The organism is Nocardia transvalensis (assembly GCF_015477765.1).
Taxonomy (GTDB): domain Bacteria; phylum Actinomycetota; class Actinomycetes; order Mycobacteriales; family Mycobacteriaceae; genus Nocardia; species Nocardia transvalensis_A.
On record NZ_JADLQQ010000014.1, the window covers coordinates 90,955 to 110,619 of the forward strand.

27 protein-coding genes are annotated in these 19,665 nt (G+C 66.2%); 9 read left to right on the forward strand and 18 right to left on the reverse strand.

From position 1 onward, the window contains the following. Positions 1–2: 2 nt before the first annotated feature. The 4 genes from IU452_RS32995 to IU452_RS33010 all read right to left on the reverse strand — a co-directional run bounded on the left by IU452_RS32995 (position 3) and on the right by IU452_RS33010 (position 1,965). Positions 3–458 carry a hypothetical protein gene (locus tag IU452_RS32995; RefSeq protein ID WP_195113153.1) on the reverse strand — a complete coding sequence of 152 codons (456 nt, stop codon included), beginning with the start codon at positions 456–458 and terminating at the stop codon, positions 3–5. After that, entirely contained in the window at positions 455–856 is a 402-nt protein-coding gene (locus tag IU452_RS33000; RefSeq protein ID WP_195113154.1) for a hypothetical protein, read from the reverse strand. Before IU452_RS33000 ends, IU452_RS32995 begins: the two co-directional genes overlap by 4 nt. Beyond that, positions 856–1,584, reverse strand: a complete 729-nt coding sequence (locus tag IU452_RS33005; protein WP_195113155.1) for a hypothetical protein — start codon at positions 1,582–1,584, stop codon at positions 856–858. Before IU452_RS33005 ends, IU452_RS33000 begins: the two co-directional genes overlap by 1 nt. Positions 1,585–1,671: 87 nt before the next feature. Then, positions 1,672–1,965 carry a hypothetical protein gene (locus tag IU452_RS33010; RefSeq protein ID WP_195113156.1) on the reverse strand — a complete coding sequence of 98 codons (294 nt, stop codon included), beginning with the start codon at positions 1,963–1,965 and terminating at the stop codon, positions 1,672–1,674. Positions 1,966–2,247: 282 nt separating this feature from the next. On the opposite strand from IU452_RS33010, the gene IU452_RS33015 reads away from it, so the two are divergent. Further along, positions 2,248–2,559, forward strand: coding sequence for a hypothetical protein (locus IU452_RS33015; RefSeq protein WP_195113157.1), 312 nt, complete (start codon positions 2,248–2,250; stop codon positions 2,557–2,559). 36 nt (positions 2,560–2,595) lie between these two features. On the opposite strand, the gene IU452_RS33020 is transcribed toward IU452_RS33015, so the two are convergent. The 12 genes from IU452_RS33020 to IU452_RS33075 all read right to left on the reverse strand — a co-directional run bounded on the left by IU452_RS33020 (position 2,596) and on the right by IU452_RS33075 (position 10,898). Continuing rightward, complete coding sequence (locus IU452_RS33020) at positions 2,596–2,958, reverse strand: hypothetical protein (RefSeq protein WP_195113158.1); 363 nt, start codon at positions 2,956–2,958, stop codon at positions 2,596–2,598. Beyond that, positions 2,958–3,254 carry a hypothetical protein gene (locus tag IU452_RS33025; RefSeq protein WP_195113159.1) on the reverse strand — a complete coding sequence of 99 codons (297 nt, stop codon included), beginning with the start codon at positions 3,252–3,254 and terminating at the stop codon, positions 2,958–2,960. Before IU452_RS33025 ends, IU452_RS33020 begins: the two co-directional genes overlap by 1 nt. An 18-nt stretch (positions 3,255–3,272) precedes the next feature. Further along, on the reverse strand, positions 3,273–3,629 hold the full coding sequence (locus IU452_RS33030; protein ID WP_195113160.1) for a hypothetical protein: 357 nt from the start codon (positions 3,627–3,629) through the stop codon (positions 3,273–3,275). Continuing rightward, positions 3,629–4,027 (reverse strand): hypothetical protein, encoded by a 399-nt coding sequence (locus IU452_RS33035; RefSeq protein WP_195113161.1) that lies wholly within the window; start codon positions 4,025–4,027, stop codon positions 3,629–3,631. The genes IU452_RS33030 and IU452_RS33035 overlap by 1 nt, the downstream gene beginning before the upstream one ends. Then, entirely contained in the window at positions 4,027–5,049 is a 1,023-nt protein-coding gene (locus tag IU452_RS33040; RefSeq protein WP_195113162.1) for a P22 phage major capsid protein family protein, read from the reverse strand. The genes IU452_RS33035 and IU452_RS33040 overlap by 1 nt, the downstream gene beginning before the upstream one ends. Before the next feature lie 12 nt (positions 5,050–5,061). Continuing rightward, the gene (locus IU452_RS33045) at positions 5,062–5,571 is read right to left on the reverse strand and encodes a hypothetical protein (protein ID WP_195113163.1); all 510 of its coding nucleotides are present in this window, start codon (positions 5,569–5,571) and stop codon (positions 5,062–5,064) included. Between the two features lie 162 nt (positions 5,572–5,733). Beyond that, the gene (locus tag IU452_RS33050) at positions 5,734–7,290 is read right to left on the reverse strand and encodes a phage portal protein (protein ID WP_195113164.1); all 1,557 of its coding nucleotides are present in this window, start codon (positions 7,288–7,290) and stop codon (positions 5,734–5,736) included. Continuing rightward, positions 7,280–8,587 (reverse strand): PBSX family phage terminase large subunit, encoded by a 1,308-nt coding sequence (locus IU452_RS33055; protein WP_324192974.1) that lies wholly within the window; start codon positions 8,585–8,587, stop codon positions 7,280–7,282. Before IU452_RS33055 ends, IU452_RS33050 begins: the two co-directional genes overlap by 11 nt. Further along, positions 8,584–9,177 carry a helix-turn-helix domain-containing protein gene (locus tag IU452_RS33060; protein WP_195113165.1) on the reverse strand — a complete coding sequence of 198 codons (594 nt, stop codon included), beginning with the start codon at positions 9,175–9,177 and terminating at the stop codon, positions 8,584–8,586. The genes IU452_RS33055 and IU452_RS33060 overlap by 4 nt, the downstream gene beginning before the upstream one ends. Before the next feature lie 9 nt (positions 9,178–9,186). Next, positions 9,187–9,528, reverse strand: a complete 342-nt coding sequence (locus IU452_RS38690) for a P27 family phage terminase small subunit (RefSeq protein ID WP_195113166.1) — start codon at positions 9,526–9,528, stop codon at positions 9,187–9,189. A gap of 286 nt (positions 9,529–9,814) precedes the next feature. Next, positions 9,815–10,201 (reverse strand): hypothetical protein, encoded by a 387-nt coding sequence (locus tag IU452_RS33070; protein WP_195113167.1) that lies wholly within the window; start codon positions 10,199–10,201, stop codon positions 9,815–9,817. Continuing rightward, positions 10,188–10,898, reverse strand: a complete 711-nt coding sequence (locus tag IU452_RS33075) for a phosphoadenosine phosphosulfate reductase (RefSeq protein WP_195113168.1) — start codon at positions 10,896–10,898, stop codon at positions 10,188–10,190. The genes IU452_RS33070 and IU452_RS33075 overlap by 14 nt, the downstream gene beginning before the upstream one ends. A 653-nt stretch (positions 10,899–11,551) precedes the next feature. On the opposite strand from IU452_RS33075, the gene IU452_RS33080 reads away from it, so the two are divergent. From IU452_RS33080 to IU452_RS33105, 6 genes are all read left to right on the forward strand, one after another. After that, entirely contained in the window at positions 11,552–12,421 is an 870-nt protein-coding gene (locus IU452_RS33080) for a hypothetical protein (RefSeq protein WP_195113169.1), read from the forward strand. 89 nt (positions 12,422–12,510) lie between these two features. Beyond that, entirely contained in the window at positions 12,511–13,254 is a 744-nt protein-coding gene (locus tag IU452_RS33085; RefSeq protein WP_195113170.1) for a DUF2786 domain-containing protein, read from the forward strand. A gap of 96 nt (positions 13,255–13,350) precedes the next feature. Further along, on the forward strand, positions 13,351–13,782 hold the full coding sequence (locus tag IU452_RS33090) for a hypothetical protein (protein WP_195113171.1): 432 nt from the start codon (positions 13,351–13,353) through the stop codon (positions 13,780–13,782). Positions 13,783–13,975: 193 nt separating this feature from the next. Further along, on the forward strand, positions 13,976–14,410 hold the full coding sequence (locus IU452_RS33095; protein WP_195113172.1) for a hypothetical protein: 435 nt from the start codon (positions 13,976–13,978) through the stop codon (positions 14,408–14,410). After that, the gene (locus IU452_RS33100; RefSeq protein ID WP_195113173.1) at positions 14,407–15,090 is read left to right on the forward strand and encodes a hypothetical protein; all 684 of its coding nucleotides are present in this window, start codon (positions 14,407–14,409) and stop codon (positions 15,088–15,090) included. The genes IU452_RS33095 and IU452_RS33100 overlap by 4 nt, the downstream gene beginning before the upstream one ends. A gap of 142 nt (positions 15,091–15,232) precedes the next feature. Then, entirely contained in the window at positions 15,233–15,394 is a 162-nt protein-coding gene (locus IU452_RS33105; RefSeq protein WP_228819189.1) for a hypothetical protein, read from the forward strand. Here IU452_RS33105 and IU452_RS33110 read toward each other — a convergent pair. Next, positions 15,382–16,785 carry a helix-turn-helix domain-containing protein gene (locus IU452_RS33110; protein ID WP_195113174.1) on the reverse strand — a complete coding sequence of 468 codons (1,404 nt, stop codon included), beginning with the start codon at positions 16,783–16,785 and terminating at the stop codon, positions 15,382–15,384. The genes IU452_RS33105 and IU452_RS33110 overlap by 13 nt on opposite strands. Before the next feature lie 187 nt (positions 16,786–16,972). Here IU452_RS33110 and IU452_RS39355 point away from each other — a divergent pair, with 187 nt between their 5' ends. Both IU452_RS39355 and IU452_RS33120 read left to right on the forward strand, forming a co-directional pair. Continuing rightward, positions 16,973–17,773, forward strand: a complete 801-nt coding sequence (locus tag IU452_RS39355; RefSeq protein ID WP_195113175.1) for a hypothetical protein — start codon at positions 16,973–16,975, stop codon at positions 17,771–17,773. After that, positions 17,770–18,990 (forward strand): acyl-CoA dehydrogenase family protein, encoded by a 1,221-nt coding sequence (locus tag IU452_RS33120; protein ID WP_195113176.1) that lies wholly within the window; start codon positions 17,770–17,772, stop codon positions 18,988–18,990. The genes IU452_RS39355 and IU452_RS33120 overlap by 4 nt, the downstream gene beginning before the upstream one ends. A gap of 27 nt (positions 18,991–19,017) precedes the next feature. On the opposite strand, the gene IU452_RS33125 is transcribed toward IU452_RS33120, so the two are convergent. Then, on the reverse strand, positions 19,018–19,545 hold the full coding sequence (locus IU452_RS33125; protein WP_228819191.1) for an NUDIX domain-containing protein: 528 nt from the start codon (positions 19,543–19,545) through the stop codon (positions 19,018–19,020). Positions 19,546–19,665 lie beyond the last annotated feature (120 nt).

The window sequence follows — 19,665 nt, forward strand, 5'->3', positions numbered from 1 at the left end:
GTCTACTGTGTGACCCCCAACCGGGTGAGAACGTCGCGGACCTGGTCACGGTCGCGTTGGGCGCGGGCCATCGCCTCCGCAGTGGTCGGGCGTGGTTCCGGCGGCAACGGCGCGGCCGGTCGGTCACCGAACACTGACGCGATCACGCGGATCAATTCCTTGGTGATGTCGATCTGCCGCAGCATCAACAGCGCCGACAGGTCGTAATGCAACGGTGCAAGCGGTTGCGGCGCAGCGCCCTCGTCGATCTCCTCGCGGGCGCGCCGCTCGCCGATGTCGGGGTCCATCAACAGAGCGGACTGGTAGTGCGACCACATCGGCAGCCGCCGCAGCAGGCGGACCAGCTGCGGCCACGGCCGCACGCCGCGGAAGTAGTCGAGCAGATCCCAGCTCCGCTCGAACAGGTCGGCCTCGATCTCCTCACCGAAGGATTCGATGAGGTGCACGAGGCCGGTCAACCCCCCGGCAGCTCACCTACCTGGTTCGGATCGGGCAGCGCGTTGAAATGGGTGTTGATTGCCTCGAACAGTGGCCACAACACCTCGGCCGGTTCGTCTTTCACCACTGCCCACACCGCGTCGAACCCGTCCCCGCACAGTGCTTGGAACAACTCGCGGATTCGGCCGGCGGGCATCTGCTGCCCGTCCAGCAGCGCCGCCAGCGTGAGTACCTGCCACACCGTGTCCGGTTCATGGATCGGAGTCGGCGGGGTGGTGCCATCGAACAGATACGGCGGCTTGCGTTTCCGCTTGCGCTCGGCGCGGGCGTCATCACGCATCTGCACCCACCGCGAGGCCTGCTGACGCGGATTCTGGGTGCCGGACCGCTGGTTGCGGCGGCGAGACGATGCAGACACTAGGCAGCCTTCCCTTCTCCAGTCTTCGAACCGTTACCGGCGGGCGGCGAAGGCGATGGCGACGGTGGTGTGGCGACGGTGAATCCCATCGGGATCACAAGGTCGGCGACACCGGGACCGCACAACACATTGCGCAGCGAGTACCCGAGCTTGTCGTCGACGGTGGCCTTAACCGTGATCGGCCAGGAGGCGACCTGTTCCGGGTTCCACTGCTGCTGCCCGATCTCGGTGACACTGGCACGGGGCATGATCCGCAGCAGCCACTTCTCCCGCGCCCCGACACCGTCGACGAACAAGAAGATCACCCGATAGTGAATCGTGTCCGGCGACACCGGCTCGTTCCAGCCCAACTCCTTGGTCACCGCATCGGCCTTCACATCGGCCAAGCTGCGACCGGACACCAGCTCCAGCACAGGACGTTTGAACTCCTGCGCGGTGAATCCGACACTCATGTCCCGTTTCACGATGTCCGACCGCGTCGGCTCCAACGCACCCCAGGACTCGGTTTCGGCCAGTTGCTGCTCCGGCCGGAACTGCGGGCCGTTGGACTTGTCGATCAACCCCAGCGACGAATACCCCTCCAGGGACTGGAAGGCCGCCGACGCGCCCGCGGTGAACGCCGCCGGGATCGCGACTGACATCGGCGCGACCAGCACCGCGCCCTTCAAAGGTTTGAGCAGCAGATCCTTGTTCCAGGAAGCGATCTGCTCGAATGTGGCTGCCGCCATCGTTACTCCTCACACGAGGTCGAGCAACGCCTCGCCCGGCCCCGCAGCACGGGGCCGGGCGAAGCGAACGAAATCCTGTTGCCCGGATTAGGAGGCGCTGGCCTGATCGGTGCCCGGCTCCGTGGGCTGCTCGGGCCCCGGCTCGCTCGGCTGGTCCGGCCCCGGCTGATCGGGAGTCTCCGGCTGATCCGGAGTGTCCGGCTGGTCGGGCTTGTCCGGCACGACATCGTCGAGTGCCTGGACGCGCTCCTTCAGCGCGGTGAAGTCCAGCGGCTCGCCGGTACCGATTTGATCCTCGAGCCGCTTGATCTCGGCGACGATCTCGCCGCGCGCCTTGTCGAGCTGAGCGACCAGAGCATTGATGGTGTCCTGCTGCGTCATGAGCGATTTCCTTATCTCTTCGAGGTGATCACGGTTGGTGATCGTGATGTGCCACATGGACATATGGCGGTCCCTTCCTGTGGGGAGTAGATGGGCGCGGTCGTGCCAACGCCTGGTTCCGAGACGTCAACCGTCATCGGCCGTACGCACTCGCGGGTTCAAGAACAATGCTGATCGCCGGAAATACCGGCGCGAGATAGTGGCGCAAGCCAGTAGCATTCGCGGCACTCTGATTTCATCCCAATCCCGTAGTCACGGCATCGAGCGTGAGGAGCGTGCCTCGTGACCGAACAACTGATCAACGTCGCCGCTTTGGAAAGTTTCGTGCGGACTGTGGCCGGTCCCAACGGGGTTGGCCGAGACGAACTCAAAGAACTAATCCGCGAGGTACTTGCCGAGTGCGCTGTCGACACGCAGCCCTATTCGTACAGCACCGAATCAGCGCAGGCCGCGACAGGTTTGTCGAAGTGGCGGATCAATGAACTGATCCGCACTGACCAGATCGCGGTTCGGCAGGAGGGCGCCAAGAACCTAATCGTAGGTTCCAGCCTGCGCCGATACATCGACTCGCTTCCAGCTCGAGGAACTGGGTGAGATTCCTCTGCGGTGTCCCGGCACCCCCGAAACACGTCATGGACGAATGGACAGTTGGTAGACGGCAGTTTGCCTGTGTTCGCTGGGATCAGCTGGCAGCGTGTCCTGACCAGCACTGATCTCGCGAGCGGCATCGATCAGAACGGTGCCGACAAGGGTGCATCCCGATTCCGTGATGCGATGGCGGCAAGCTTCTTTCAGTCGTTCGGCCTGTTCATCGGTAGCCGCGTAGTTGTCGACGCGGACGATGGGCCGATCCGTAATGCCGTCCTCGCTGCCGCCGATACGGCGGACCACGTTGTAGGGCAACGGTTGTCCGGCGTGCCTGGTCTTCACGGTAGGCGCAATAGGCGACAGCAGCCCGATCAGCACCTCATGCACGTTCGGGTAGGTTGGCATCACAGCTCCTCGATCACGTGGAGGAAGTCGGCCATGACGTGTTCGGCGGCGTTGTATCGGGTGCCGTGTTCGCGGTAGCGCGCGTAGTGGCCGTACGCGTACACGACTCCGTACTGGCGGCCCTCGCCCGGATCGACGTAGCCGACGACGTGGGTGGCGTTGAATCCCGTGCGGCGACGCGACCGGGTGCGCCAGTAGTCCGCGCCGAGGTCGACGACCTCCTGGAGCATCCGGCGCGCGTCCTCGCCGGTGCCGATCGCGAGTTCGAATTCGTTGCCGGTCGCGTCGTATTCCATGAATCGTGGTGTCCTGGTTCAGAATCCGTGCGCGATGCGGAACCGCACGCCGGGGCTCCAGCCGGTGAACGAGTTCCGGGGGATGAGGATGTCGCCGACGATGCGGAACGGTCGCCCATTGACCTTCACCCGGTCGGCGAAGCGCACATCGGATCCGGCCGGGGCGGTGACTTGAGCTGTGATTTCGATGATTTCGCCATCGACGTAGATCTCCGTGGTGATCCAGGAAATCGCGCACGGGCCGATGGAGTGGCTGGGGCGGGCGTAGCGGTCGAGCAGACGGCCGTCGGCGTCGCGCAGATCGCCGTAGGCGTCGGGGGTGCCCTCGCGGTAGATCTCGAGCATCACCCCGTGCGGGTAGGCCGGGCTGGTCATCAGCAGATCAACGGTCGTCCGCTGGCCAATCCGGCGTTGCGCAGCATGAGATGGGCTTCGTGGCAGAGCCGCTCGCGGGCGCGCTGCAGCTGCTCGGGGTCGGGCAGGCTGTAGGAGACGGAGCCGCCGTCGGCGGATTGGCTGGCCACCGCCGGTTTCAGACCGGCCGCAGGGCCGATCCCGGCGTCCACCCACGAGGCCACCTGTACGCAGGTCGCCTCCCGCAGCGCCTGGCGCAGGTCCGGGTCGCTCGGCAGGCCCGCCGGGGTGATGTCGTACAGGTCGTTGCTGGTGACGTCGCGGACCAGCATCGAGGCCGAACGGATCAGCGCGGCGGCGTTGTCGGGCACCGGCGTGAGGAAGGCCGCGAGATCGTCGGGGCTGGCGTAGATCAGCATTACGCGGCCGCCTTCTCCGCAGGTGCCGTCGCGTCCTTGCCGCCAGCGGCTTTGCCGCCCGACGGCTTGGTGTCAGGGGTGGTGGGTGTCGCGGGGGCGGCGGCGTTGGAGCCTTTGAGCAGCACGGCGCGCTGGGGGTCGAGGCAGGTGACGCCGTAGAGGGTGTCCACAGAGATCACGGTGGTCTTGTGCCGGATGTCGTAGTCCATCGCCACCCGCATCGACAGGCCCTTGTACTGCACGGCGAACACGTCGGCGCCGGGCGGCAACTCCAACGGGGCCGAAGCGAACGCGAAGGCCGTGGAGTGAAACGCGACGCCTACTTCGGTGGTCGGCTCACCGGGGGCCGGGGTGGGGGCGGGCTGGCGAACGTTCTGGGTCCAGAAGGCGTCGAAGCCGACGATCTGCTGACCGATCGAGCCTTGCCGCAGCGCGGCGGTCGAGTCGCTCTTGTCGGCGTGCAGCAGCAGCGGTTTGCCCAGCCAGCGGGCCTTGGTGGTCGGGCCGATGACCGCGCGACGGCCGGCTGCGGGCACGTTGTTGATGTCGAGGATGCGCCCGGCCTCGATGAGATTCTCCGGGTTCTCCCACAACCGGCCGGTGCCGCCTTCCATCGGCCCAGCCCCACACTCCTGAGTAACCTTGGCGCGCAGCGACAACAGATCCCGGTCGACTTTCTGGCTGATCGCCTCCATCGCCGGGCGCAGGACTTGTTCGTCGAAATCGTCGATGTCGAGGGTCAGCTCCTCGGTGGTGACCTCGACCGAGACGTCGGCGATGGTGTCGAGGACGACCGGGATCTTCTTCTCGGTGGCGTCCTGGATCTCGATACCGCGGGTGCGGTCGAAGGTTTTGGCTTCGAAGCGGGGCGGGCTTTTGACGTTGACGGTGTTGCCGACCTTCTGCGGCCCGAAGTCGCTGGAGATGTCGCGGTACACCAGCGGCAGCATCACGGTCAGCTCGTACAGGTTGGCCAGGCTGCGGCGTGCCAGGACATCAGGGGTGAGGAACTTGTTGGGCACAACAGCCTCCTGTTAGGTGCGGGAGTTGGCGATGGAGTCACGGACCTTGCGACGCAGGGCCTCGATGTCCTCGTCGTCATCGGTGGCCGGTGGGCTGGCGGTGCCCGCGCTGAAGTCACCACCAGACCGCGCGACCGCCGCAGCACCGGCAAGCTTCGGATTGGCGGCGATCGCGTCGGCGACGAGGGAATCGACGCGGGTACTGAAATCAGGTGCATCCGGGTCGAGTTCGTCCAGCGCCCCGGTGCCGCGCAGGTACGGGACGAGAAGCTTATGATCGCCCTGGTGGGTGTCGGCGGCCGTGGTGATGGCGTCTTTGACCCGGTAGTCGCGTAGCTTGCGGTCCGAGGCGGTGGCACGTTCGGTGAGTTCGGCAATGACCTGCTCCGGGTCGGTGTTCTCATCGGCCACCAAGCCGAGCGCGCGGCCGATCTCCTGCACCACCGCCTCCCGGGCCTGATCGGCGCGGACGTCGGTCTCAGCGCGGGCCTGCTCGAGATCGCGGCGCAGGTCGGCGATCATCTCCGACAACCGCACCGGATCGCGATCGTCGTGCTCGGCGGAGGCCGGATTGGGTGTCGATGCTGCTGGGGACGGTTCCGAGGGAAGTGGTGGCGGCGGAGCACTTTCGGGCTCGCTGGGTGGAGTCGGTGGCGTGGGATCGGACATCGTTTCCTACTTCCTTCATCTGGTGATGTCGGCAGGCCGAAACGGCCGCGCGGATTCCTCTCGGGCGCGTTGCTGAACTTCTGCCTCGATGCGGGCGACTTCGTCGTTGACGTCGTCGCCGGACCAGTTCGGATTGCGTTCGCGCACAGCCTGTTCGGTGGAGATCAGATCGGCCGTTTTGAGGACAGCGAGCCGGTTGGCGGTTTCCAAGGGTGGTTGCTGGGTGCGGACCGGCCACCGGACCTCGGGGTGGGCCTTGAGTTCGATCGCGCTGCCGAAGTGGACGCGGTCGAGTTCGGTGATCACGCGGGCGAACGGGGTCAGCTCGGCTTTCCAGTAGTTGATCTTCTTCTCGCGGGTGCGTTCCGACAGCCGGTCGCGGGCGTTGACCTCGGTGGCGGTCAGGGTTCCGGCGATCCGGTCGTCGCCGAAGGTGCTGGCCGAGTGGCCCGCGCCGCGCAGGATCACCCCCGTCAGCTCCAGCGCGGTTTCGCGGTGCTCCTGCCAGCGGATGGCGAACTGCTGCGGGATGATCGGCGGTTGCCCGTCCTTGAGACTGCCCAGCGAACCACCGGGCAGCGGCGTGAAGATCGCCTGATCCGGGTCGAACACCGCTCCCGCGCCGGGGCCTCGGGACTGGGTGACCTGCCTGTCGACGAACAGTCTCGCTTTCGCCAGTTCCACGTCCCGCATCCACGCCGAATAGGTTTCGTCGAGTGCGTCCAGGAACTTCTCCTGCCCGTCGAAGTCCGATCGGCCCAGCGACGCGAGACCAGGGGTGCGGCGCCAGGCGCGGTTCGGTTTCATGTTCGGCACGTAGCGGGCAGTCAGATCGGTGATGCCGGTGGGGATCGCGGAACGGGAATCGACCAGGGGCGCAGCCCATTCCGTGGCGGGGTGCTCGGCCAGCGGGCGGCGGCGGCCGAGCCGGTCGCGGCCGCCGACGTACAGGCCGTGCTCGATGCGACCGGGGGCGTGGTGTTCCAGGTGTCGCCACACCACGCCCGCGCGGGTGTCCTCGGCGACGACTTGCCAAAAGGTCACGGCGACCAGGCGGCCGTAATGCCAGTACGGGACGGCCGCGTCGGCAGGCATGTGGCCGAGCACCACGTGATCGCCGACACTGCGGTCCCACCAAGCACGCAGGTACACCCCGCCGAGAACGGAAGCGAGTTCCCCGGCTTCGAGGAGAGTGGCGGCGGTGTCGGCCCCACCGAGCAGCAGCTCCAGCCGCGCCTGGGCGGCGGCACGGTCGCCGCGCGCGTCGCCGTCACCGATGACGAACCGGGGCGGCTGGGCGAACACCATGTCGGCGCTGCCACGGGCGATATCAGAGGCGAGCGGGGCGTGTAGGCGGGTGACCGCTTGCGGGTCGGGGCGGCCCCAGAAGAAGCGGACGATGCGGCCGACGAGTCCACCGGCGAATTGGGCGGGCCGGTAAGCGGGATAGCGGCGGTAGATGTCGGACAGGCGGTCGGTGTCGTTGGCGTACCAGGCATCCCAAATTGCCATCTGTTTGTGGGCGCGGTCGAAGGGTGGTGGCGGCCAAGGGATGTCGGTGTCAGGCAGCATCGGGGACCTCGTCGAATCCGATCAGCGGACGCCAGAGGCGTTCGGTGGTGATGACCGCGTACCGCAGCGCGTCGATGCCGTGGTCGTTGGTTTTGATCGGCGCGTCCTGGCCGTCCTCGGTGGCCGAGGTGGACCAGGAGTAGCCGGGGATCTCCAGCAGCAGCGCCGGGCAGCGGGTGGAGATCTTCAGCAGGCCCCGGCTGAACAGCATCGCCACAACGCGCAGCCCGTAGAGGACGTCGTTGTCGGCGGCCGCGGTGGGGAGTCCGTCGGCGTCGAGCTGCACGCGCAGCGACGCGGCCGCCGGATCCGCGATCACGTACTCGACGTTCATGCGGGCCTGCCGGAGGTCTGGCAGATGGGGGGCGGTCAGCCAGGCGCGCAGGTCGGCCGAGAGTTCGGCGTCGGTCTTGCGCTGGCTCATCGTGGAGGGCTCGTACCGGTATTCGTCGACCGCGTACAGCACGCCGTCGACGCCGAGGCCGATCAGGACTGCGTGGGTGGGATTGGTGGTGCCGTAGTCGATGCCGACCGCGATCAGTTGCTGCATCAGCGGCAGCTCGGCCCAGTCGACCGCGAGGTGGTCGTCCCACATGTCGAATACGCTGCCGTCGGCGGCGACCCATTCGCCTTTGATGAACCGGCGGTACCACAGCCCGGAGTACTCCCGCTTGTACTGGAGTTTGCGTTTTTCGGAGAGGGCTGGGTTGTCGTCGAGCTCGAAATGCCATGTGCGCCAATCGGGTAGCAGTGACTGGCCGTCGGGGCCGGTTCGGCCGATGCGGTCGAGGAATTCGCGTTTGAGCCAGTGCACCGGGTTGTCGGGGTTGGTGGATCCGAACAGGCGTGCATCGTCGAGGCTCATCCGGCCGAGCAGCTGCCGGAAGAAGTCGGGCCGGATGACGGTGATCTCGTCCACGTAGGCTCCGGCCACCGTCAGCCCGCGCAGGCTCATCTCCGCCTTGGCGTCCGAGGCGCCGAGCATGAACACCCGCCGCCCGAGCACGGTCGCTGTCGGTGCACCGAGGGTGTAGGACACCCGGCCTGCGAGCGGCCCGAACAAGGCGGTGTCGCGCATGGGTTCGATGACGTTGCGGGCCAGCGATTCTCGGGTTCGGCCGACCATCACGAACTGGCCTCCCGAGGGCGGGTCGGACAGGAAGATCAGCCAGCACAGGATGCTGGCGATCGTCTTCCCCGACCGGATTGCGCCCTCCCAAATGTTGCAGCGGGCGGTGGCTTCCACGATCGATACCGCCTGCTTGCGTGAGATCGGCAGCTCGTCGAGCACATTCACGACTCGTCCTCCAGCTGGTCTGGCTCGCCCAGGTCATCTCCTTGGTGGTCGGCCTCGACGGCGGCCTTGAGCCGGTCGAACAGATCCGACAACATCGATCGATCTGCCGCGACGGTCTCGTTGGCCTGGCTGGTGACCAGTTCGGACAGGCTGCGCAGCGCCAGCGACAGCGCGGTGTAGCCGTCGCGCAGATCCCGCAGCGGCGGCAGCGGCAACGTGACCGGGATCAACGCATCCGCGCCGCGCTCGTAGGTGGTGACCGGACTCCACAGCCGCTCGTGCAGATCGGGGATGCGGGCCTCGATCATCTCCGCCAGGTCCAGGCGGCGGCGTTTGAGTTGTTCCAGCCGGGCGGCGGTCGCCTCGGCGGTCTGCGAGTCGTCGAACCGCAGCTCAAGTTTGCGGGCCCAATAGGTGATGGTGCCGGGGGTGAGGCCGAGGGCGTCGGCGATCTCGTTGCGGCCCTTACCTTCTGCGTGCAGCTCGATGATGCGTGCCCGGTCGGCGTCGGTGACCTTGCCGGGCCGGCTGCCGCCGCCGCGCACCGGGCCGCGCTGACGGGGTGGGTCGGTCTTCTTCGGCCGCGCCATCCGTCACCGTCAGCTCCGGAACCGTGCGGCCCAGGCCGCGACCTTGCGGTCGGCGCGGTCACGCACCGCACTGATCGGGTTCGGCACCGGGGCGCCGGAGGCCGCGTCGATCACCAGCAGCCCCGTTTCGCCCAGGATCGCCGTGGCCTCCTGGAACTCGGCCAGTGCCTCGCAGTAGCAGGCGAATTCGAGCAGGCTGGCGGGGCATAGGTCGATGTGCGGGGCCAGCTGCTCCCAGATCGTTCGGGCCTGCTCGGTCAGCCACGTCGGTGGGTTGGCGTCCCAGGCTGATACCGACACCGGTTGCGCCGGTTTCCGCAGGGGGACCACCGGGAAATCCGGTGCGGTCACGATGGACACCTCCGATCAGGCGAGGAACGGGCAGGCGCACCGGTGGCCTCCCGTATGCGAAGCCACCGGCGCAGCGTGTTAGGAGTTGGACGTCGAGGCCGCTCGGCGCGACCCGGAGATGCGGCTGCGGGCACGTTGGCCAGCACCGCGGACCACGGTGCTGAGCCGACGACCGACGGCACGGAATCGATTCATGGCTGTTGTTCCTCCTTTCGCGTGGACGATGACGGCACAAGAAAACCCCGGCATTTCTGCCGGGGTTCCACTCGCCGAGCTTTGGGCGTTTCTACTGTTCGTCGAGTTCGATACCGAGGATCTCGGCGGCTTTCTCTCCGTCGAGATACTTATCGCCGAGTTCCGTCAGCTCCGCTTTGCGGAGGAATTCCTCCTTCTGTTCACGGCTGCGGAAACAGATCGCGATCCAGTATTCGCTGTCGTTCATGGCCGCGAATTTCTCGGCCCACTGTTTACTCGCACCCGACAAGCCTTTGCCGAGAGCGTCCAGTTCGGCCTTCACGTCGGCTTCCAGATCACCGGTCGATGAGTCGCGGACCTCGGCGAGGGGGTCGGGGTGGGGTTGGCGGCGTAGTGCGTCGGTGATGTCTTGTCGGGAGGCTTTCACTTTGGCCTGCCCGGCTTTGAGCATGGCGAGCACTTCGTCAGGGAGCGGCATTCATCACCTCCGCGCGGAAGATTTCCAGCTCGGCCAGCGGAAACCAGGACAGGATCGTCTGATAGTCATCGGGATAATGGGTGCGGATCGGGCCGAGGTAGTCGTATCGGATACCGTCGAGGGATCGTTTGAACATCCGATAGTCCGGCCCCAGTTCGAGACCAGAAGCTTTGATCCGTGCCCAGACCTCTTTGGTTTCCCAGTCCCACAGTGGAGATTGGCGGCGGGTACGGGGTTTGACCGGCCCCCATCTCTTGATTGCCAGCATCCGGGTGGCCGAATCGGCGGCGCGGACGCCGTCGACGATCCAGGTGTCCTCGGTGGCGAACGCCTCGCGCATCAGCTCGTCCCATTCCTCACGGGTGGGTACCCACAGGTCGGCGGCCTCGATGATCGCGCACCGCTCCGGCGGCTGGAACACCAGGTTGTCCAGCATCCGCCAGAACGCGTCGGCGGGCAGGTCGATGATCCGGGTGCCGAAGTGCTGTTCGTAGCGGTCCAGATCCTCCCGCACGAACCGCAGGCCCGGCACGATGGACTTGTGGATCGGGATCACCTCGATCCCGCGATCAGCCAATTCCAGCCACACCGCGACCGAATCCTTACCGCGGGAGAAATTCAGGATCACCGGTTTCCCGGCTGCAGCGAGTTCGTCGAGCAACTGCCCGGAGGGCGGGTATCCGGGGAGCGTGATCACCGGCCACCCCATTTTTCGGGCGCGGTGTGGTGCCGGCCGTCTGCTGGTGTAAGGGCTTTGTCCTGTGGTTTTTCCATCTGCAATCCTCACTGTGCAGTCTTCAATGCTCAGCCCTGGTTCAAGGGCTCATCAACCCAGGCTAGAGCCTGGCAGCAACACCTATCCCAGCCCAGCCACCACAGAGCCTAGACAAGGCTCTAGGTGCCTCTTGTGGGCCTCAAAACCCCACAGGGTACAACCTATTGCCAGGAGCATCTAAAAGCCTCCAGAGAAGCCTATTTGAGCCCAATTTCCTGCACTTTCCTAATTCCCTCTTGACCTGAAATGGTGAGTATGGTTGTTTAGTGGACAGAGGTTCATTTGAACCCACACCACTGGGTACCTGCCTGGGACTGATGGCAGGGTTGCCCCAACAATCAGCCTATTGGTACGGCTCACTCATATCGTCATCTGGGTGAATTCGGCACTTCCGACTTAGGGCGGAGCTGTGCCACATTGCGGGGGAAGTCGCACCGAGCTTTACCCACTCGCGTGACCTCCGTATGCCGTTTGACAACTCCACAGTGTGAATGAAGCCAGAGGCAGAACAATTCTGTCTTTCCATTTCCGCGTCCCCGTGAGTGTGGGGGCGCAGATGTTCACTGGGAGAATTCATGTCCACTCGTCAGAGCAACCGCACACGCCCCGCGACTGACCGGAAGAAGGCCGCACAGTCGAAGACCCCGCCCAAGTCGGCGGGGACCAAGACCGCGCAGCCTGCCACGGAACCGGCGAAGGCCGACAAGCAGAAGCCGTTCTGCGATACGTGCGGTTCCCGCATCCTGCCAGAGGACAACGATCCGTTCCTCGGATCGGTTCTCGCTTATGAGGATGCGGCGTACGGGAATCTGGTGGGCGCACTGTTTCTGTGTGGGTGGCAGTACCAGACCTTGCAGAAGGTCATCGACGGCCGCCCGTCGGTCATCGTCGTCGGCACGCCCGTCGACGCGGCCGGGCAGGTACTGCGCAACCGCCGGATGGTGACCGCGACCTGGGCGCACCGCACCGATATCGGGTGGGTGCAGATGGCGGACAAGTGCGGCTACAGCCGCCCCGACGGGACCGGGTTTCAAACCCGGACCGCGGAGCAACTGGTGGACTACGTCGGCCGCAATGTCGCCGAGTGGGTGCTCAAACCCCTCGACGACGAGGCCGACCCCGCACAGAAGAGACAGAAGAGTCCGGAGCGATCGGCGAAGGCCAAGGCGAAAGCCAAGGCGAAAGCCCAACAGCCGGAACCGAAGCCGAACCCTGACTCCTCGACGGAGCCGACCATCGACCCGGACGCCAAGGGCCTACCCGCAGGTTCGAGCCCGGCCGCACCGGCCGAACCCGAACCGCAGCGGGCCGATCCACCCAGCAAGACCGAAAACACCGAACCCGGTTCGGATTCCGAGCCCGATTCCAATCCCGGCGACGACCCCGCCGAAGGGGATCCGGTCGCGGGTGTGGAGGAAGAAGTGATCAACGAAAACGCGGCCTGAGGGTCGCGCCGATCAGAAGCCCGGTTGAGACAGAAGGACGCTGCCTCAACCGGGCTCTTCATTCAACCACTCCGGGAGAGGGAAAACCCATGGAATCCGAGCAGGATTCGGTATCGGTTGACAAGCTGATGCGCCGGGTGCGGGGCTTGTTCGCCAAGGCCGAGGGCACCGACAACGAGGACGAGGCCAACATCTTCCGGGCGAAAGCCTACGAGCTGCTGGCCAAGCACAACCTCGACGAGATGACGGTGCGCGCCTCCGGGCAGCACACCGCGCAGTCGATGCGCGACGACGAGATGGTCGTCGTCCGGTTCGACATGCCCGTCCGATACCGCGAACCACGCAGCCTGCTGCTCGCCGCGGTCATGCACCCCTTGCACTGCAAGGGCGTTCACTTCGACGGCGGGGCCACCGTGCGCTACATCGGCATCCGCCGCCACATCCGCCGCGGTCAGTTCCTCTACACGCTGCTGCTGCCTCAGATGTTCTCTGCGGCAAGCCGATACGTTCCCGAGGACCCGTTCGACCACGCGGCGGTCGTGCGTGAGCGCGGATCGTTCATGACCGGGTTCATCGCTCAGGTCTACGAACGACTCGCGGCCGCCGAAGCCGACGCGATCCGCACCGCCGGTGAGGGCGCGGCGCTGGCGATCCGCAGCGATGTCGACCGCACCGAGGCCGCCTACGCCAAGAAGTGGCCGTACGTGCGGAAAGGCCGCAGTGTCGCACACCGATTCAGCGGCGCCGGGTTCGAAGCCGGTATCCGCAGCGGCAACGCCGCCGACGTCGGCCACACCCGCGTCGACGGCGGACGACGAGCCATCGGCTCATAACCGAACTGGCCCCGGTCACCGCAGGGCGACCGGGGCCAGTTCGTCGAATCTCCTGCGGCACAAGGCCGTAGGTATCCCAGAAAGGAACAAATTCACATGGCTGACGAAAACGCCTGCCGTGACAGCATCGAGCTGCGCTGCGCAGGCTGCGGTGAGATCGTGTCCTGCCACGGACCCGGATTCACCTACATCGCCAGCGAGTTGATCGACAACGACCACCTCGGGTTCGGGGCACTGGTCTCGGCGCTGATTCTGTCCGGGTGGGAGTTCTCCGTCGAACAGTTCGTGGTCAACGGCAATCCCCGCATCGCCGTGCAGGGAAGACCGGTCAACCCGTTCGGCCGACCTCGCCTGGACAAACGCGATGTGACCGCGCTGTGGGAACGCCGGACGGACGGCTGGGTTCCGGGTGAACGGATGACCGGTCACCAGGCAATCGGCGGCGGGTTGTTCGTCTCCGCGACAGCCAACGAACTCGCCACCCTGGTCAGCGCCGACAAGGCGAGTTGGGTCCGCATCCCACGCTGACCAATTCGGTACGAGGCGACGTGCCGACCCTGCTAGCACGGGTCGGCACCCCGCGGCAGACATATTCGCTCCGCACGTCGGAGCGTCACGACTCCTGCTGCGCCGCAGCAGGTTACACCCCGGCCCCGACCAGCTAGCACATGGCCGGGCCCGGGGTTTTCGTTTCGATTCACATCTACAGGAGACGAACACGATGAGTGATCCCTGCATCGTGGGCAGGCTCGGTGGCGACACCGCCACTGGCGTCTACGTTCACGTCGACGGAACACCGAAACCGATGCTCGACCGTCTTGGCCGCATCATGACCACGCATGGCGTCAACACCGCACTCGACGTCCTGCTGCGGCACCGGTACGGATGGGCGTATCTGTGGCCGGACCTTGACGACGGCGACGCCGAAACCAACATCGGCCTGCCGCGGCACCGCGGCCGGGTCGTCACCGGCTACGGGTTCGCCTACACGCTCGGCCCTCGCATGCTCTGCACCCTCGACGAGGCCAGAGTCCACCCGCTGATCGGATGGGCCTACTTCGTCGATCCCGCCGGTGGAGACATTCACTGGTGGGATCTGCGGCCCGGCCGACAGAACACGGCCGAGCACGTGACAACGGTGTGGAGCCGAGCATGACCGAGACACAGCAGTTGCCGGAGGGAGTGTGGCGGCGCGATCCGGTTCCCGGTGGACACCGGGACTGGCTCACCGACCAGCGGGTGCTGACCGAACCCGACCAGTTCCGGACGCTGATCGAGACCGGGATCTCCAATATCAGGTGGTATCCGCCGACCGGCGCGGCGATCCCGATGTGGCCGGCACTGGCGTTACGCGAGATCGTTCAGGCCCACGAGCTGCGCTGGGTCGGCGGGCTCGGGGTCAGCCCGACACCGTTGGAATTCCCCGAGGACAACTACCTGCGGGCCTACCTCGACCACGGCGTCGAGCCGATGTGGGCGACCTACTCGATCCTCGGTGTCCGAACCATGACCCGCGAAGGCTGGCAGATCCCCTACTACCTCGACAAGGGAATGGAGCTGGTGTGTATCGCGGTCGACGTGGTCGCCGTCGACAGGCCGCCAGTGCTGAGCATGGCGTGCGCACTCAACCGACACCAGGAATGCACGGGCTCCAGCCGCTCCAAGGATGAGTCGGACCCCGAGCGGCTGCCGTGCCCCTGCGACTGCGGCTGCCGAGACCGATCACGCGGCGGAGCCGGTGATCGCACCGAGCAGCGTGCCGATGAACCGGATGATCTCAAGCCAAATAGACAGGCTGGCACCGTAACTCATAACGAACCTCCCGAAACGGAGTAGCAACACGGAAACGACAGAACCCCCGGACCTGTGCGTCCGGGGGTTCTGTCGTTGGTCGCCAGTAATGGAAGGGGATGTAGGCACACTACTGGCGCGAAACCGACGCTAGCTGTCCACAATTCAGATACGCAACCATCGAATCGTGTGGGCAGCAACACCGTTCGCGGCTACCGAGCCCGGCGGAAGCCACATCCACACAGCATTCCTGTCCGCTGGCCTCGCCGACGAGCTGCTGCTCGCGATCGGTACGAACCTCGTCGGCGGCCCCAACGCACCGCGGTTCCTCCGGATCTATCGAGACTGATCGTTGGCTCCAGTAAATGCGCCGGATTCCATCACCCCATTGCGTTTCGCGAACGCGCGCAGGCCCGGCAGTGTTCTTGTGGCGGGACGGCGCAGCAGGTCGATGGTGATCTGCTGGATTGGTTTGCGGTAGCGGACTTCGTCGGGTGAGGCGTGTTCGGCGGCCAGCAGTGCGCGATAGCACTGTTCGTGTTTGCCCCATTGGTGAAACGATCGCGCGACGTCGGACCAGTAGCGTGCCCGGTTTTCGATGAGCGGGATGGTTGATGGGTTGATCAGCCGTGCTGCTTCGATTGCTGTGCCGGAGTCGCCGAGGACTCTGGCCATGCTGATCCGGTAGACCGCGACCGCGGCCGGTCCGAAGCCGGTGTGCGAGTCGTTGTCGTCGAGCCGGGCGGCGGCGTCGACGGCTTCGCCGATCAGAGTGTGGGCGGTGTCGCGGTGACCGTCCACGGCGGCGGTGTAGGCCGCGGTGGCGAGCAAGGATCCGTACATCGCCAGGTAGTGCGGTCCGCGGTGCAGTTCCGGCTGGAGCCCCGTGGCGGTGTCGATGATCAGGCGCTGGCCGGTGTCGGCGTGCCCGGTTCGGCGCAGCGCGATCGCCCAGGCGCGGTCCGCGGCGGCTTGGGAGAGGATGTCGTCGCTGCCGTGGGCGGCCTGCGTCGCGCGGTCGGCGGTGGTCCAGGCGAGTTGGTCGCGGCCCAGCTTGACTGTGAGCTTCGACGCCAATGTGTATACCTGCGCGAGCAGCGAGCTGGCTGCGGCGATGTCGTCGCTGTTGCGTCCTTCGCCACGCGTGGCGATCGTTGTGGCCAGTAAGCGGGGCAGCCGGTCGGCGACGTCGGTGTAGCGGCCTTGGTGGAAGATCGAGCGCGCGACGGCCAGATCGTGTTCGATGCGGGCGGGGTCGGTGGGGATGCCGTCGGTGGGTGGGAGCAGCAGGGCGTGCTCCAGCCGGTTGAATGGGTCGGCGGAGGGCATGGCGGAGGCGGATGTGCCGAGGACAGCGGTGCTGGCCAGGCTTGTCAGTCCGGTCAACAGCGTGCGACGACGCATAGGATTGGTCTCCTCGTCCGACGCCAGGCTGATGCCGACCATAGCGGCCGGTCGGCGTTCGTGCACTGGCTGTAGCGGAGTGTCGGCCAATCCGAGCAGTTCTGCGGGCATGTGCAGCGCTTCGGCGAGACAGCGCAGCACCCGGATATCGCTGAGCTGCTGTTTGCCTCGTTCCAGTCGCGATAGGTTCGAGGCCGAGTAGTTGGTGCGCTTGGCGAGGTCGGCCAGAGTCAGTCCGTGGGCTCGGCGGACGGCGCGGACGACGGCGCCGGGGTCGCCGGACCGAACAGCGGCGCGAACGTCTGCGGTGTCCCAGATCGCGCGGGTCTGGTCCATGCCTGTGTTCCTTGGTCAGGCCGGGAATTCGAGCGTATCGACCCGATAGCCCACCGCGCCAGCAGATTTGCATACCGCGCAACCCATTGTCGCGTGCCGCAAAGCCGCTGGTGGTCGGGCCGATGACCTCGTGTCCTGGACAGTACCGCGATAGCTCTACCCGTCCCTGTCGCGGTGGAGGCACACGATGACCATTCCGTCCACTTCCGCGCCGATTTCGGCCACGGCGCGAGAATTGACTGCTGCTGAACTCGACCGGTCCGGCCTGCTGCAAACCGATGCGGGTGTGCATATCAGCCGGTTCGCGATCTTTGTGCCGAGCGACGAACTCGGTGTACAGCGCCCGATTGTCATCCGCCGCGGTGCGGTGGTCGGGCCGTGCGCGGTCGTTCACGGTGGCACAACGCTTTTGGAGGATGCCCGCATCGAGGAGTATGCCGTCGTCGGCAAGCCCGAACTCGGGTACGCGGTCGGGAAGATCTACTCCGGTGCCGGAGGCAGCACTGTGATCGGCGGCGGTGCAGTCGTCCGGTCCGGTGCCGTCTTGTACGCCGATGTCCGGATCGGGGCCGCGACCGTCGTCGGGCACCACACGCTACTGCGCAGCGACGTGCAGGTCGGAGCGGATACCCAGCTGGGCCACCACTTGTCCGTGGAGCGCGCCACCTTCATCGGGCGGGAGGTGCGCTGTTCACCGGGCTCGCATATCACCAGTTCCACGGTGATCGAGGACCGAGTGTTCCTCGGCGCCGGAGTCCGCACGATCAACGACAAGACACTGACGTGGCGCGATCCCCACCGCCAGCCGGCCTTGATCCCGCCCCGGTTTGAGACCTGCGCCAAGGTCGGCAGCGGCTCGGTCATCCTCGCTGGGGTGACGATCGGCGAGCACGCCCTGGTCGGCGCTGGTTCATTGGTCACACGTGACATCCCGGCCGGTGCCCTTGCCTACGGTCACCCCGCACGCGTGCACGGGGAGGCGCCATGAACAGCATTGGCCTTCTCGAGGTGATCGGCACCTGGCTGGAACCGCTCCAACCTGTCCTGGACCCCGATCGTCGGATCGACTGGACCCGGTTGACGACACTCGCCCGCGAGCTGGACGACGTTCTCCGGATCCACCCGATCGAGCCGGAGTTGCTACCCGGGCCGCAGCGCAGCGACCGGTTACGCGCGGTCCGAGCCGAACTCGCCCAGCGGGGCGTGCTCGACACCGGCGACCAGCCTGCGCTGTTCGCGCTGCTGGCCCAGTTCCTGTGCGGCTACCGGGATATCGACCTGCGCGACGCTATCGGTCTAGGGCACGGCATCCTCATCGCGCGCCACGGCGAACCGGCGGCCCGTCGGCGGTGGATTCCTCGCCTGCTGGCCGGTGAACTGGCCGGGATCGCGATCACCGAGCCGCACGGCGGGTCGAACCCAGCCGCTACCCGCACCTCGGCAACCGCAGCGGCGGACGGGACCTGGCTGATCACTGGCCGCAAGAGCTGGATCAGCCGGTTGACCGAGGCAGCGGTGTTCGTGGTGTTCTTCCGCGCACCGGACGGCGAACTGGCCGCTGCCGCAATAGATGCCAGCCAACCCGGTCTGCACCGGCAGGTGATCCCACCGGCCGGGCTGGCTGGTTGGACCTGGGGGATCCTCGATCTCGACGCCGCCCCGGTTCGACCCGAGGACGTCCTACACGGCGACGGAATGGCGTTGTTGCGCAAGCACTTCGCGGGCTACCGGCCGCTCGTTGTCGCGACTGCCTTGGGTGGCGCCGCAGCAGTGTTCGATACGGTCACCGATGCGCTCACTGCCCGCCGCGCTGTCGGTGACGTGCCGCGGCTGCGGGATTCGGCGCTGGTGACGATCGGCCGGGCCCATGCCCAACTGAGCACCGCACTGCTCGGGGCCACGGCTGCAGCGCGGCTCGCCGAAACCGGGCACCGGAATGCGGAATCGTGGAGCGCGGTCATGAAGGCGCACGGCGTCGATCTCGCCAACCAGGCCGCCGCCGATCTGGTGCTGTTGCTGGGCGCGGCAGGGTTTCGCGGGGACGGCCAGATGACCAAGATTCGCCGGGACCTGGGCGGGTTGTTGTATGCCGACGGCATTCACGACAGCCTCTACAGGGCCGCCGGGAAGCACTACACAGCGCCGTCGGACACCGCGGTAGCGGTTTCGCTGCATGCGCTGGAATCGCTGCCGAGGTCGGCATGACAACACCACAGGCAGGGGCGGCGCACCTTAGACGATGCGTCGTCCCTGCTCGCACAACATCGTCGCACCATCACGAAAAGCCTCGAGCGCGGCGGCAAGGCGGTCGGCAAGCAACGGCTTCACCTTGGCGGCAACCTCGTCCATCGGCCAAAAACCGGCGGAGACGATCTCGCCGCGACGAAACACCATCCCGGCCACGTCCGCATCGGTCAGTACGCCACCGTCGAACACGAATACGACTCCCTCGGGGCGCGAGTCCTGTGGGCGAACATAGTCCACCACCAGCAGCCGTCCCAGCGGCCGATCCAGACCTAGCTCCTCCAACACCTCACGTCTAGCCGTTGCCCAGGGTGCCTCGTCCTCTTCCACCGCTCCGCCGGGAATTTCCCAATTCGGCTTGTAGGACGGCTCCACCAGCAGCACCCGGTTCGCGCCGTCGCGAAACAGCACCCCGGCGGCCATTCGCTTGCGCGCCAAGCCCGCCACGTACTGTTCGACCGGAAGCACACCGGATTCGACATGCCCAACCGAACTCGACGGTGTCACCCACGACATGGGCGCGAACCTATCAGCAATAGCCAGCGACTCCGGAGCAGAACGAGGTGGCCAAAGACCCTCAACACGACAACGGCCCCGCTTCGACGCACAGGTGAAGCGAGGCCGCCACTGCCGTGG